Source organism: Methanospirillum stamsii (assembly GCF_003173335.1).
In the GTDB taxonomy this organism is placed as follows: domain Archaea; phylum Halobacteriota; class Methanomicrobia; order Methanomicrobiales; family Methanospirillaceae; genus Methanospirillum; species Methanospirillum stamsii.
This window is the reverse complement of sequence record NZ_QGMZ01000044.1, coordinates 57,814-73,273: the sequence shown is the minus strand read 5'-3', so window position 1 is coordinate 73,273 and position 15,460 is coordinate 57,814. Positions and strand designations below refer to the sequence as shown.

The window sequence follows — 15,460 nt, the reverse complement described above, 5'->3', positions numbered from 1 at the left end:
CTGGACCAGATGTTCAAAATAATTCGATATTTGTCAAAAAATAAAAAGTCACTCACTTTTTTTGTTTTTCAACAAAAAGAGAATAAACGACATTTTAAATCGCTTAGAAAAATGTCGGGGTGATTGATAGGGGATTGTGCATAACCTACTTTCTACGATGTTGAGAAAAAATTGAACATTTTTTCTGATATATATCTACCCATAACCAATGAGATTTGCATAATTCTTGATTGTTTGAAAACAAATCATCGAATAAGGGATATAGATTATCAACGAGGAAAATGCGTTGAAGGGAAAGAATATATTTCCTTAGGCTCAAGTTCATTGGTTCTTAGTTTTATTTGCGTTTTGGTCGATTCAAACATCACTAAGAACACATTAATTTCTTGTCAGTGGCAAAGTTAGGCCACAGAATACGGTAACGAGCAGATAATAATTAAATAATATCCCTAATTTTATACAATCATTCAGTTACCCCATACCAATACAGTCAAACTACCAATCTATTTGGATTAGAACTCCGGTTTAAAACACAGAAAATATTTTGAATATCAGCCTACCTGTACCCAACTAATATCATACACAACATTATTCTCTTCATCCGATTCTTCTTCTACATTGTTAGAGTCTATGAACACGACAACGGCATATGATCCGGGTGGAACAATATCTGATATTGCAAGGATAAAACTACATCATCTTTATTCATAATTTTAAATGAAAAGAGGCACTAGAGTTAATGAAATGGTTTATAATCTTATTTTTTAAATTGTAAATGATATGATCAAACCTCAAGACCTACAGAATATGTTGAGGGATCTACTAACACAGTATGGTCCACCGAATGATTCGAATTCCCAGATGTATTCCTCTGTTCTTACTAATGCCTTAATCAATGATCTACGTGAAGTAGGTCTTTTAAAACTCTCAATCAATTATAATATTCCGGGCCGCCTTTTTTCGATGAAAAATAATCCAGATATAATAGACGACCTGGTCCGGGAACTTGAATCAATGTATCATGTAGATGGCCATGCTGCTGAATGGATTGTAAAAACCTGGGCTAAATCCATGGGGATGTATGTCCCCCCATACCATCCACCATATCAAACGCATGACCCGGAACCGATGAAACAATCCCAAACTCTCACTGATTACCCCTCAGAATATTCAGGACAAGAAATGTCTGGACAAGGGATATTTCAACAACCTGCACCGAACAACACATTGAATTATCAATCAGATGCAGGAAATCCTGAACAAAATGATCGCTATCAAAGAACAAATCAGCAGGAACATATGCCAAATCCCAGAACACATAGACATGACAAACCTATATCTAAAAATAAATATTTTTTAATTTTGGGTGTTATTTTAGTATTAGGAGTAAGCATATGGATGATATTTGGATTTTTTGTGACCAATCAAGTAAGTTCAGATTATAAAAAAGAAGTTGGATATTCCAATAAAATAATTGAAGAAGATGTATCTCATTGGAATTACCTCGCTTGTTCAGGTGGTGGTTATTTAGCGGTAGATGCTGCAACCATTCTTTATAACGATGTGATCAGTGCAGAAAAGCGTATTAATGCAATATCAAAACCGGATAACCCTCTAAAAGCAAAATATTCAGAAAGTTTAAGTCTTATAAAAGAAGGAGCAGAAACTCATTCAAATATGGCTGAACTGTTATCTAATCCATATGTTTTTGGTATTTCACGTGATGCTGGACAGATGATTTTACATGGAACTTTAGGAATTATTGAGGTTGAATCTACATGGAATAGTGATGCATGGCCGCCGGAATTCCAAGAATGGAAACCATAGTTAAAAAAAGGAAAATTTTTAACGATAATTTTGTTATCAGTCTAATTTTTAAGTAAATTTGTAATCATTCAGTTATCTTATACCAATATGGTCAGGAAATCATTGGTTTGCATTAGAACTCCGGTTTAAAAATACGGAGAATATTTTGATTATCAACTTACCTGTACCCAATTAATATCATACACAACATTATTCTCTTCATCCGATTCTTCTACTACATTCTTAGAATCTATGAACACTCCAACGGCATACGATCCGGGGGGAACATTCCCTGGTATTGTGAACATTTTTGTATCTTTGGAATCACGTTGGTCTCCTGCCGCAAGCCCGTTCGCCGAATCTTCACCCAGAACATATATGCCGTTATTTCCGAATATCAGATCATTTTTCAACGTATCAGTGAGGAAATAGGTGATGGTAAATTTCCCGGCATCACCAGTTCCTTTATTTTCGATAGTCAGTGTACCCGCAATCACGTCCTTCATTTGTTTCATGGAAATTTTTGTGATAGTAAGATCAGGAAGCAGATTTACCGGGGCAGTTGAAGTTTGAATGGTGTCGGAAGTTGAAGGAGTCAGTTGGGAGTTCGGGTTCTGCGATGCAGGTCTACCGATGGCGTATAAATAACCATCAGTACTTCCTACATAAAGAACTCCATTAGAAATCGCAGGATCTGAACTACAGATCTGACCTCCCGGTTGGAACTCCCATTTTTTATTACCGGTATCTGCATCTAATGCATACACAATACCAGAAATACTTCCAACATAAAGAATACCATTGGAGATGACAGGATCTGATTCAAATCCCCCTTCAATCGCCTGGAACGCCCATATTTTATTCCCAGTGCTTGCATCTAGGGCATAAACATAATTGTGTTGTCCGGACCAAAAATTCGATGTTCCTAGATACACTACGCCGTTGGAGACTGCGACACTGTATAAAATATCCTCACTAGGCTTGAACATCCATATTTTACTCCCAGTGCTTGCATCTAGGGCATACAAGTTATCACACCTACTCACCACAAAAACTACGCCGTTGAAAACTGCGGGGGTTGAATAAACCGAATCTCCCGTCTTAAACTTCCATATTTCAATCCCGGTAGTTGCATCCACAGCATACACGTTACCATCTTCACTACCAAAATAAACAATACCGTTGAAAATTGCGGGGCTTGATTTTACCCCATCTCCCGTCTTAAACTTCCAAATTTCATTCCCAGTAGTTGCATCCACAGCATACACGTTACCATCTTCACTACCAAAATACACAATACCGTTGAAAATTGCGGGGCTTGAATAAACCGAATCTCCAGTCTTGAAGGACCATATTTTATTCCCGGTGCTTGCATCAAGGGCATACAAGATAGAGTCCCAACTTCCAAAAAACACTACACCATTGGAAACTGCGGGACTGGAGTATTCCACCGCATCCCCTGTCTTGAACGTCCATTTTTTTAACTCCGGTGCTTGCATCAAGGGCATACAAGATAGAGTCGACACAACCAAAAAACACCACACCATTGGAGACTGTCGGACTTGACATTATTTCTCTATCGGTTTTGAACTTCCAGAGCAATTCTGGGGTCGGCCTTACTCCCCCATCATCATACACGCCGGAATTCTGCAGATCAGAGTGAAATTTCCAACCGGTTTCAGCAGACACAATCCCATAGCTCATCGATAGTAATAATAAAATGACTATACTACTTCCATACCATCTTTTCATCTTTATTCTCCATTTTTACGGGTAAGTGTTAATCTCTTCCATAGAAAGAAAAAATATGATTTTCGTTAGAATGTATCCGAATCAGAATTGCTAGAACTGTCGCTATCATAATTTGCACTACCTTTTGCTGAATTCTGACTGTAATCCAACTCCTTAAGTTCAGAAATGAGAGGGTCATTAATTCCACAATCTTCATCATTGAAACGACATGAATCAAACATCTCTTTAAGTTTTTGCTGAGATGGATGAAAATCAATCTGAAGCATTCTAAACGTTTTTGCTTTTTCATAGTCTGAATTTTTTTGATCATTGATCATGGTGATTGTACTTTTCATCTTTGTAACAAGTCCATTAATCATCTGTAAATATTGAGCATAATAATAAGAATGTAAATTCCTTTTCTCACCATGAGGGAAATTCACTTGTTGTTTCTGGATCTCGGTCTCTAGTACTAATGAATCTTGATATAATTGAGAATAACTTGCATTTCTAATACCATTTACACTTTCTATATCTTTTTCCCATGTTATAATTAAAGGTGCTAATTCCTTAAGATATTCATGAATTAATTGACCATCTGTTAATTTTTTATTCGAATTTATCAATTCCTTGCTTTCAGATGAATCTTGATTTTTTTGTTCTACTGTCTGAGAAGGTGAAACCTTGTTCAATCCTGTCGACATTGGTTTTGTAACAACATTTTGTTCTACGGTCTGAGGGGAAGGTGTAACCTTGGTCAGACCTGTCTGCACTGGTTTGGTAACAACAGCTCCGGATGATGAACCAGGAAAATAAAAACCCATTGATATTACGCCACCGATAAATAATACGCATAAAACCATTCCAATTATTACTGAGATATTAGTATTATCAGTCTGCTGAGTATGTCCATTATCCTGAAAAGATCGTTTTACTGGTTTTTCAGAATCGGATTTTTTTAGTTCAACATGATTCCTATTTTGTGGTGAAAGAACTAAAGGGACTTTTATGAGACTGATCTGTTTTTTTTCTTTTATGATCCCAGCTTGCGATATCACTAAAGTTACTGAGTAATTCCCTGGTTTTTTATATTCATGAGTAGGATTCTGGTCAAAAGAATCCTCTCCATCACCAAATTTCCAATGATAAGTTGCCTTCGGATTTGAGTACTGTGGGGCGAAGGAAGCAATAATTGGGGCATACTTCGACGAATACTCACAGGAAAAATCTGCTGAAAAACCAGGGGGACTAACTTCAATGGCGGATTTTTTTATACTTTTTGAAAAATCTTTTCCATCTGAAATGATGAGAACAACTGAGTACTTTCCAGGGTTTTCATAAATATGAGTAGGGTTTTTTTCTGAAGAGGTAGAACCATCACCAAAATCCCATGCATACGAGGTGATGAACCCTGTGGAATTGTTCGTAAAAGAGATGGATAATGGTGTTTGTCCTTCTGATTTATCATGGGTAAAATCTGCATTCAAAGGAATAGATATCGTTGAAACCTCTTTTATAACTGATTCACTACTTCCTGTCTTTCCATCGCAAATTTTCAATGTCACCTGATATTTACCGGGTGTTTCATATTCATGAACATCATTGATATTTTCTGAAACAGAGCCATCACCAAAATCCCACGATGTCTTATCATAATTCCCCTTTGATTTATTAGTAAATTGAAAGGAAAAAGGCTTTTTTTTATCAATTGATAAGAAAGAAAAATCTGCATAAAGTTTCTGGGGATTAACCTGGATAGGGTTTAATAATTCAGCCTTATAATTTGAATTCCCATCACTCACTCTCAATGATACCTGATATATTCCAGGATTCTGGTAGACATGTACAGGATTTGGATCTGATGAATTCTCACCATCACCAAAATCCCAGTCATATGACGTAACAAGACCCAGGCAACTGCTGAAAAAAGATATTGACAGAGGTATTTCTCCCTCAAAGGATGAACTGGTGATCGCTGCTAGTAATTCAGGATAATCAACGTTGACCGTTTGATCTGATACTTTCTCAGACACATACGAATTATGATAAGCACGGAGAGTAACTGAAAAAAAACCGGGTTTGCGAAACACATGGACTGGATCTTTTTCACTTGATGTTTCACCATCACCAAAGTCCCATTCAAATCGTGAAATGTCACCTTTACTATTATTAGTAAACTGAACCGTATGCGGAACCATTCCCAGGGCAGGAGAAAAAGAAAAATCTGCAATGCACGTATAAATCAGATGAATTCCAAGAGCTTCAGACCAGGCTTCTATCGCCCACTTTGCTGCATTTTTATCTAATCCAAAATTTGTATGAAGAAACATCACCATTTGCTGTAAGAGAATCTCAAATGGGATTTTCTCATTTTCATTTATAAGTCTGAAAACAAGTCCCTGTTCTAAAGATATTTTGAGCAAATTTAATTCTCGGACATAATCAACAAGAAAATCCTGCATCAAACCCTTGTACATCCTCAAAGTTGATTCTTTTGGAGGACCATATTGGGTAACAATATTCCTTAAAATCTCTATGCTCTGAATTGATGGATCCATTCTATTCCTTTATTATTGACGATATGTATTTTCATATATAAGAGCTCTGTTATTTGTCCTATTAATTAGGGCCAGATAATTATAAGTAAAGAAATGGTTTCACCAACAATCATTTTTTGGAAAAATTTACCTAAATCAGAAAAAAAAATTAGATTATTCATTTTGTTGAAAGAAAGAACTTTCATCATTACAATTGCCTAAATTCGAACATACTACAAATCTGACAAAGATTGCAAGAAAAAAAGACTTTTTTTAGAAATATTTAATAGGTAGATCCACGGAAAAGAATTACAGGAACATTATACAAAAAAAGAATTTTTATCACTCTATTTTTAAATTCAAGCACATTTTTTATGTTGATAAAAGGATAAATTGAATAAAAAAATCAGAAATGCTATAAGATATGATTCGATTTGAATATATACAAATAAAGCGAAGTAAAAATTGTTATGATTAATCTTTCTGAATTAAATGCTACATTGAAGGATTTTATCAATCAATTTGGGCTACCGAATGATTCAAATTCACGAATGTATATCTCCCTGTTAAAAGAGGGGCTGACCAATAATCCACGAGAAGCACATCTTTTAGAACTCTCGATTCAAGAAAAAATCCCACAAAGATTGTTTGCGCAAAAGGATAATATTCAAGATCTATTTCCACAAATTATTCAGGAATTATGTAGTAAATATCAAATCGACTCACCATTTGCTGAATGGGTGATACAGGTATGGCTGGATGCTTTCGGTCTAAAAATGCCATCATCTTCATATCAACAAGATAACCAGTCCAATCAACTCAGAAAAACAGTCACTCCACCGGTAATAGAGCAAAGCCAGACTCAAATACAAAAATGCAATAATTGTGGAAAAAAACTTCCGGATAACGCAGAATTCTGCCCGGCTTGTGGAACTCATACACAAAAGAAAAGTGACACAGGTGTTCCAACTTCTGGAATACGGCAAAGTAATCCTCAAATACAAAAGTGCTATAATTGTGGTAAAACACTTCCGGAAAATGCAGATTTCTGTCCAGCTTGTGGAACTCATACACAAAGGTTTAGTAACACAGGTGTTTCAACTTCTGGAATAAGGCAAAGTAATCCTCAAATACAAAAATGCTATAACTGTGGAAAAACACTTCCGGATAACGCAGAGTTCTGCCCAGTTTGTGGGAGTAAGGCAAAGAAATATCTCACTAGTAAAATTCCAGAATTTATGGGCGAAATCACTACTGATTTAAGACGAAGAGGAAAGAATATCGACTGTCATTGTTTAGGTGCTGAGTTGGATAATAACCTTATATTAATACTATTAGGAGGTATAATTTGCTTAATTTCTATATTTTTGCCCTTCATTACTGTGAATGCTTCGATAGGTGCATATATGAGTGAAATGATGGGCATGGATCTTCAAGCTCAAAATAATTATATTTCAACTAGTCTTTTCGATCAAGGCACACTTACATTCCTCCTATATTTAATATTAATTATGGGACTATTTTCAATATTTATCCTTAAATATGATAAAAACTATCCCTATTTGTATCTAGCCATTGGCGTGTTAGTTTTATTCATTACTATATATTTAGTATTTAATATAACATCAGCACTTAATATCGGAAATCAGCAGTTGTCAGGATTTGGTGTTAAGGGTAATTTATCGAATTTAATTAGTTTTTCTTATGGGCTTTACACTGAATTAATAGGTGCAGCTTTAATAATAGTTGGGGGGTTTTTCAATTATTCCAAAAATAAAATAAAATACTATTAAAAAAATTTACGTGATTTATATATCAATATTTGTTTTTGCTTGATTATTATGTGTTTTATGAAATATGAGAGGTGAGTCAATTATCAGCATCAGTTTTAAGGCTTTTCTCGTTTTTTTCCAAAGGTGCGATAATTTTCAGAAGAGGGAAAATTTATCTGAAATCGTGAAGTTTTGACTTTTTTGAAATATCAATGCGACATCCATGAGAAAAAACCTTCGAATTGGGTAATTAAATACTGTTATTTACATTTTATATCAAAATCGCTTATAATCACCATATAGTAGAATCACACCAATATGAGAATGAATGAATAACTCAATACCAATAAAAGATATTATTATATCACCTCATCATTATCAATTGATCCAATGATGTAGGTTTTAACTAGTTCAGCATCCCTTTTATTTATCAATCTGGTCATCAAGATTAAGGGTCAGGTTTTGACTTTTACAAAAACAATTATTATGTTACTTTTTACTATCCAACATCTAGGAAAAAGGAGAGAAAAAAAGACAAGATGAGATCTTTATATCAAATAAGCCAAAAATTAGACAATAATCTTAATGATGTACAGGTGAGAACATGAATTTATCTGAACTCTCTCGTTTTTTGGCCGGAAGAACATCAATACGACATTACCTTCCTGATCCGGTACCTGAAGAGACTATAGAAGATATCCTGCGTATTACCCGCAGTGCTCCTTCAGCCGGAAACCTTGAATCATGGGATGTCATCGTCGTAACCGACGAAGGGACTCGGGAACTGCTTGCTGATGCAGCATTTCAGCAGGAACATATCCTTGCAGCACCGGTAATTTTTGTTATCTGTGCTAATTATGTCCGGGCTATGTCACGGTACAGCGAGCGGGGAATCCTCTATGCCATGCAGGATGCTTCTATTGCAGGAACCTACCTGATGATGGGCATCCATGCCTCCGGCCTTGGGTCATGCTGGACCGGGGCATTTGATGATGAAATGGTCAGGGAAATACTGGATATCCCCGGACATGTCAGACCGGTGACGCTCCTTACCGCCGGATTCACAAAAGAGATGGTCCCAAGTCCCCAAAGAATGGATCCTGCCGAACACATACATAACGGGTACTGGTAACCCGAGAAGGAAATAAAAAATATGCCTGATTATCTGGTAGTTCTTGAGTCAGCCTGGATTATCCGGGACGCTGACTCAGTTGACGATGCAATAAGTATAGCCATTAGTGAAGCAGGAAAGCGGCTCAATCCTACCGCAAAATATGTTGAGGTTGAGGCAGGGATTCTTTCCTGTCCGTTTTGCGAAGAAGAACTTCCCTCCACCCTCATTGTCGCAAGGACCGCTCTTGTCGGCATGAAGATGGAGATGAAAGTATACAAAGCTGATTCTGAAGAGCATGCACGGCGGATTGCACTTTCTACCATCGGAAAGGCTCTTCGTGATGTCCCTCTTGAGATTGTCGAGGTCGAAGAGTTGTGATTTCGGTCGTCGGACATACTGCAGTTGATCATATCTGCAACGTCTCTCACCTCCCGTCACCCAATGCATCTGCTTCGATCTTTGACCGGACTATCGCATTTGGGGGAGGTGCTGCAAATATTGCAGTTGGCATTGCCTTACTTGGGGGAGAGGTATCACTCATCAGTGCTGTCGGAGGTGATTTTGCCGGAAGTGAGTATGACAAGAGGATGAAAGAACTTCATATCCGGCAGGAGTTTTTCCTCGAACCAAACAAGCATACTGCCACGGCGTTTATGTTCACCGACCCGGATAAGAACCAGATGACCTACTTTGAGTGGGGAGCTTCTACCCTGTTTCAGAGCGAAAAAGCCCCTTCACTCCCGTTCGTCCATATGGCAACCGCAGATCCAAATTTCAATGTCCAGGTTGCAAAACAGTCAGGTTTTGCATCCTTTGATCCCGGACAGGATCTACACCGGTATACTGCAGAGCACCTGAAGGCAATTTTTGAAAATATTAACCTGCTTGTTGCAAATCACCACGAATATGCAGGGATGTGCAAAACCCTCGGAATAACAAGGGAGGAACTTATCTCCCGTGTTCCAATGGCAATTGAGACCAAAAGCAGTGACGGGTGTGTGCTCTTTGAAGATGGAAAAGAGACATTCATCCCTGCAGTCAAAGTCCGGTGTGTTGATCCAACCGGTGCCGGGGATGCATTCCGGGCCGGATTCCTGACGGCATATGCAGCCGGGTATTCTGCCGCTGATTCCTGCAGGATTGGAACGGTCACCGCATCTTTTGTGGTTGAAACCAGCGGGTGTCAGATTGGCCTTCCAGACTGGAACACCTTAGTGAAAAGATATGAAGATACCACCGGAACGTTTCCGTCACATGGACCGTCCCGGGCATAATATTCTTGATTTACAGGTAATCAGACATGGATTCAGCACAAGGTAGTAGTGCTGTGCGGATGGAACGGATGTCAAAATACATCTTCACCGCACCCCGCTGGCCTGCGTCACTGGTAATCCTGCTCATTCTCGGGCTTTTAATTGAACTGTTATCCAGGAGGCTTGACCCTTCGTATGAATGGTTTGGTATACTCGGTTTTGTTATTCCCGGTTTCTTAGCATTTCTCCTTACAAGGCCTCTGATAGTCATTCAAAACCGTCAGATGACCTGGAACCGGGGAGCACTCCTTGCAACAACCTGTACACTTTTTTCCTGCCTTATTACCCTTATCGGACTGATATTACTACGGGATTTAGTAGATCTCTGTTATGCAATCTCGCTAGGGTTTATTTTTGGTGTCAGGCTCCTGGTACTGGTTTCCATTTCAGATTACCGGACCACGAGGATGGTAATTCCCGCAGCAATCCAGAGTATTGCCGGATGGCTGTTGGTCTCTCTTATCCTGCCTGGAACGTTCCCGGTTCTGGCCCCTATGCTGATGGTCTTTTTCGGTACCGGGTTTACCATCCTTATCTGGCTGATTGACCGGCCATTATACCGGGCATTTCATATCAGGGGTCTTAAGTTTCTCAACGCCTTTATCGCTCACCTGACAGATGGCGACAAGGGAATGGAAGACTTTTTCCGGGATATCGGCCAGCAGGCATGGGTACCACAGGTCAGCATCTTCTTTTCACGTGCCGGAAAAAAGGATGTTATCTTTACCATCCCGAATGTTCACCCCGGCCCGATGGGAGAGATAGGCGGGGGAAACCTTCCGTCAATTCTCCGGAGCAGATTTGAAGAAGAGATGATGGTTGCTCATGGGTGTGCGACTCATGATTATAACCTGGTATCAGAATCTGAAATTGATAAGATCGTTACAGCCATAAATGAGACCAAGAGTTCGCTGGAGTGGCATACTGATGCATCAAAACCGGGAAGGATCCAGTTCGGAACCGTCTCACTCCTGTACCAGCGGATTGGGGACGCCCTCCTTATGGTCAGCACCCGGTCTCCTGACAAAACAGAAGATATTGATTTTGGAATCGGACATGCCATCATCTGCGAAGGTCACAAAATTACTCCCCATATTGGATTTGTTGATGCACATAACTGCCTTGGGGAAGAAATTGACGTTATCCTGCCAGGAACCCGGACTGCACATGAATACTTCACCGCTGCATCCCAGGCGATGGACCAATGGGAGACGATCCTCCGTTATCCCCTGAAAGCCGGGTATGCCCACCTTCCTCTACCCTATTCCCGTGAAGAGGGGATTGGTGACATCGGTCTTCAGGTGTTGGTTACAGAAGCCGGAGGAGTGAAGACCGCATATATCCTGATTGATGGGAACAACATGGCCCAGGGCGTCCGGGAACGAATTCGGGATGAAGTACTGACCCTGGTTGATGAAGCCGAAGTCATGACTTCAGATACCCATGTGGTAAATACCATATCAGGGAAAAACCCGGTAGGACAGAATATCTCTCCGGATGAACTGATTATCCATGTCCTTGACGGGGTTGAGAAGGCTCTTCTTGACTGCTCTGATGCAAAAGCCGCCGGTAGTTCTGCGACCTGCAATGGGGTAGTTATCTTCGGATCTGATTCAATTGCCCAGCTTGCGAGTATCGTCAACACCATTCTTGTGTATGTAGTTCCCATCAGTGCCGGAATGCTGCTGCTCGCAGTGGTGTTATCAGTTATCGCATACATGGTAATTACTTAAGAGAGAAAAACAAGCAATAGAGAAGACTTCATTCAAAAACACACAGGATAATAATCCAGGAAGATTCCATGAGTTATCAATCACCATACGAAATCATCGCAAAAGGTGCTGAATCAGGAAGGTACCGGATGTCTCTGCCGGCATGGAACATTCTTCTTCGGGGAGGAATGGCCGGAGCCTATATCGGAATGGGTGCTGCCCTCATGATAATTGTGTCAACCGGTGTTGCCACATCACTTGGAAAGGGTATGGAACAGTTCATCATGGGCCTAGTTTTTCCTCTCGGACTTATTCTCATCGTCCTGACCGGAGCAGAGCTTTTTACCGGTGACGCAATGCTTGCCCCATTTGCAGCATTTTCATATAAATGCAGTTGGCTGGCAGTCTTCAGGCTTTGGATCCTCTCATATGCAGGAAATATTATCGGTGCATTGGGATTCGCATATCTTGTAACCTCCGGAGTTCTCCTTCAGTCAGGACCGGATGGAATTGTTGCCAATCAGTATGCAGTCTCCATGGTCACATTTGCTGCAGAACATTGCAGTTATCCGGGGATTTTCGGTATTTTGTCATGTTTCCTGAAGGCTATCGCTGCCGGATGGCTGCTGAACCTTGCGGTGCTCCTTGGTATCTGTGCAGATGATGCGATTGGAAAAATTGTCGGGATCTGGTTTCCGGCGATGGCAATGGTATCAACAGGATTTGAACATGCAATAACCAATGCCTGCCTTATCCCGGCTGGTCTTATGGCTGCTCCATCGCTGACATTCATGCAGGTTGCACAGGTGGGACCGCTTGCAGCAAACCTGAGCTGGAGTGCCTTTTTCCTGAATAATCTCATTCCTGCAAGCGTAGGAAACCTTGTCGGAGGGTTGGTTTTTTCAGGACTGTTACTCTGGGTTGCATTTCAGAAAGAGATTTTCAGGTAAATCCGGAAGCAGATTCCCAAAGCCTGTCCAGATATGCTTCAAAATGATGAATATGGCAACTGACCGGGAACGGTATGCCAATCGTTGAGATGATTACATCACCCCGGTCAAGGGTCTGAATTTCCGTATCCAGAACCCGGAGATCGTGTTTTGCCGATGATGCAATGATCTCCCTATCCTGCCGGTCTGCAAGCCCCATCACAAAGAGGGTATTCATCTGGGCTAAAACCCGTTGATCAATGTTTTTTGGTTGCTGGGTGATAACCCCGATACCAAGCCCGAATTTTCTTCCCTCCATTGCAATCTCACGAAAGATTCCTGTTTTTTCTGACCGCTGTGAGAGCACACGCTGAGCTTCTTCGATACAGATGAGGACGGTCCCCTGATTACCGGTGGAGCCCTGTCCGATGAACCGGTGTTGTTTTTCTTTGAAAACCGCACGGGAGATTGCAGAGAGGATGAAGAGTTCTGCAGCGTCGCTGATGCCGGGAATATCAATCAATACCACCTTGTTCGCATCGAGTGCTGCCAGAATTTCAGGAAGTGAAGAATTCTTTTCATGTACGAACCCGGAGGTTAGATCAAGGAGTGTTCTGACCTGACGCTGAACCAGGCGTAAGGCATCCGGGGATCCGCTTCTGATACGCTGGGCAATATCCTGCTGGTTACCGATGTATGCAGTTGTCCGGAGATGAGATGGAAGGGATTCCACCTGTTCGTTTACAAAAAAATCAATGATATCACTGGTCTGAAACGGGAGGAGGAGATTTACTACTTCGTATTCACTCTGAGTAAGATCAAATACCAGCCCGAGGTCTGCAATAGAGAGATCGTTATAACAGATCTGGAGTGGTTTCATCCCGTACTCGTCTGCAATCCGGGCGTCACGAATCGTAAAGACCGACAGACCTTCCGGGGCCAGGGGATGGTGGACAAGGCCCCGGGATGACGGAGAACCAGGCTCTCCGGTTGCATATTCTCCGTGAGGGTCGGTGAGGAGTATGCCGGATTTCCGGGTATTGATGGCCGAAGCACAAAAGACCTTCATGAGATTACTTTTTCCCATTCCGGTGGTTGCAAATATGCCAAGGTGCTGATTTAGTGCTTGAGCCGGGATACCAACCGGAAGCGTGGTTATCTGCTGGTTTCCACTCATTAAATACCCGACTTCAAGTTCACCCATAAAACGACGGAGCAGGAGGGTTTCCTTTGTATCCAGGGATCTGACAGGAGAATGTAGAGGAGGCATGGTTCGCGGTTTTCTGAATATGCCATCCGGACCAGTGCAGCCAATGGGGAGAGCATGTACCAGGAACCCGCCTGATTGTACGTCATGTCCGATTCCGGTTACTCTGGCAAAGTACCTGATACCCGGGTTCTCGTCAGTGACCACCACAAGTTCTCCAACTGCTATCATGGCATCAGGCGGGATTATCCATGAATATTTTTGCACATCTGTTCCGGTTAACTGGAAAAACCTCTGATCCATATTCTTTATTGTATGTATTCACCCCGGAGGTTGAAAAAGGATCAGGAGTCAGAGGTAAGATGGAGTCCGGGGCTTTTTTTTAGTCCGGACAATGGTAGCGAAGACTACTTGTGGTGTGAAGCAATATAAAAATACATGGAAAAAAACCATTTCAGGATTGGTGGATTGTGTCTTTTGATCATGGTCATCATATCTGTTTTCATAATCGGAGTCTATGCTGCCACTGTTCCATGCGGGGACAGTTCGTATGATCCGGAGAAACAGGCCTGTTGTCAGGGAAAGGTGTATGATAATCCAAAGCAGGTTGCTCCCTGTGGCGACAGTTGCTATGATCCGAGTTCCCAGTCATGCTGCAAGGGACAGGTATATGACGGCCTGATGTGGGGCGAATGTAAAGGAGTATGTTTTAACCGTGAAACACAGGTCTGTTGTGACGGATATCCGGTGAACGGAAGCAGGTGCTATTCTTCCTGTCATGGTGTTCAGTTTAATGAGAATTCCCAGTCGTGTTGTAATGGTCAGATCCTGGATGGCCCGTACTGGAGAGCCTGTGGCAATGCCTGTTATGATGTAACAACCCAGTCATGCTGTAATAATAAGGTGTATGAAGGGGCAAACTGGCAAGAGTGTGGCAATGCCTGTTTTAATGGAGATACGCAGTTCTGCTCGCAAGGCAAAGTGTACGACGGGAAAGGAAAGATGTTCTGTGGAGATACGACATATGATCCCTACACCCAGTCATGTTGCCAGGGAGAGGTGTATGACGGGTCCGGATACCAGCCGTGTGGGGATTCATGTTACAATCCAAAAACACAGACATGCTGTCAGAGCCAGGTGTTTGACGGGGTTGGATATCAGCCATGCGGAGATTCATGTTACAACCCGAAGACTCAGTCCTGTTGCCAGCAGCAGGTGTTTGATGGAGTCGGTGCCCAGCGATGTGGGGATACCTGCTATAACCCGAAGAGCCAGACCTGTTGCCGGGGAGAGGTTGTCGAGGGAAAAGGGGAGTGTAAATACTGAAGTCTCCGGAATA

11 protein-coding genes are annotated in these 15,460 nt (G+C 41.2%); 8 read left to right on the top strand and 3 right to left on the bottom strand.

Annotated features, from left to right (window positions below; translation table 11 throughout):
* Positions 1-861: 861 nt before the first annotated feature.
* Complete coding sequence (locus tag DLD82_RS16195; RefSeq protein WP_109942167.1) at positions 862-1,827, top strand: hypothetical protein; 966 nt, start codon at positions 862-864, stop codon at positions 1,825-1,827.
* Positions 1,828-1,979: 152 nt separating this feature from the next.
* On the opposite strand, the gene DLD82_RS16190 is transcribed toward DLD82_RS16195, so the two are convergent.
* Together DLD82_RS16190 and DLD82_RS16180 are read right to left on the bottom strand one after the other, a co-directional pair.
* Positions 1,980-3,305 (bottom strand): beta-alanine-activating enzyme beta-propeller domain-containing protein, encoded by a 1,326-nt coding sequence (locus DLD82_RS16190; RefSeq protein WP_245920481.1) that lies wholly within the window; start codon positions 3,303-3,305, stop codon positions 1,980-1,982.
* A gap of 318 nt (positions 3,306-3,623) precedes the next feature.
* Positions 3,624-5,735 carry a PKD domain-containing protein gene (locus DLD82_RS16180; RefSeq protein ID WP_281268021.1) on the bottom strand — a complete coding sequence of 704 codons (2,112 nt, stop codon included), beginning with the start codon at positions 5,733-5,735 and terminating at the stop codon, positions 3,624-3,626.
* Between the two features lie 809 nt (positions 5,736-6,544).
* On the opposite strand from DLD82_RS16180, the gene DLD82_RS16175 reads away from it, so the two are divergent.
* From DLD82_RS16175 to DLD82_RS16150, 6 genes are all read left to right on the top strand, one after another.
* Positions 6,545-7,867 (top strand): zinc-ribbon domain-containing protein, encoded by a 1,323-nt coding sequence (locus DLD82_RS16175; protein WP_109942163.1) that lies wholly within the window; start codon positions 6,545-6,547, stop codon positions 7,865-7,867.
* Positions 7,868-8,450: 583 nt separating this feature from the next.
* Positions 8,451-8,978, top strand: a complete 528-nt coding sequence (locus DLD82_RS16170) for a nitroreductase family protein (protein ID WP_109942162.1) — start codon at positions 8,451-8,453, stop codon at positions 8,976-8,978.
* A 21-nt stretch (positions 8,979-8,999) separates the two neighbouring features.
* Positions 9,000-9,338: a DUF555 domain-containing protein gene (locus DLD82_RS16165; protein WP_109942161.1), complete on the top strand. Its 339-nt coding sequence runs from the start codon at positions 9,000-9,002 to the stop codon at positions 9,336-9,338.
* Complete coding sequence (locus tag DLD82_RS16160) at positions 9,335-10,234, top strand: carbohydrate kinase family protein (protein ID WP_109942160.1); 900 nt, start codon at positions 9,335-9,337, stop codon at positions 10,232-10,234. The genes DLD82_RS16165 and DLD82_RS16160 overlap by 4 nt, the downstream gene beginning before the upstream one ends.
* 26 nt (positions 10,235-10,260) lie before the next feature.
* Positions 10,261-12,006: a DUF2070 family protein gene (locus tag DLD82_RS16155; RefSeq protein ID WP_109942159.1), complete on the top strand. Its 1,746-nt coding sequence runs from the start codon at positions 10,261-10,263 to the stop codon at positions 12,004-12,006.
* 68 nt (positions 12,007-12,074) lie between these two features.
* Positions 12,075-12,935: a formate/nitrite transporter family protein gene (locus DLD82_RS16150; protein WP_109942158.1), complete on the top strand. Its 861-nt coding sequence runs from the start codon at positions 12,075-12,077 to the stop codon at positions 12,933-12,935.
* Here the strand turns inward: DLD82_RS16150 and DLD82_RS16145 are convergent.
* The gene (locus DLD82_RS16145; RefSeq protein ID WP_109942157.1) at positions 12,928-14,424 is read right to left on the bottom strand and encodes an ATP-binding protein; all 1,497 of its coding nucleotides are present in this window, start codon (positions 14,422-14,424) and stop codon (positions 12,928-12,930) included. The two genes, DLD82_RS16150 and DLD82_RS16145, sit on opposite strands and share 8 nt — an antisense overlap.
* A gap of 135 nt (positions 14,425-14,559) precedes the next feature.
* On the opposite strand from DLD82_RS16145, the gene DLD82_RS16140 reads away from it, so the two are divergent.
* The gene (locus DLD82_RS16140; protein ID WP_146199840.1) at positions 14,560-15,447 is read left to right on the top strand and encodes a hypothetical protein; all 888 of its coding nucleotides are present in this window, start codon (positions 14,560-14,562) and stop codon (positions 15,445-15,447) included.
* Positions 15,448-15,460 lie beyond the last annotated feature (13 nt).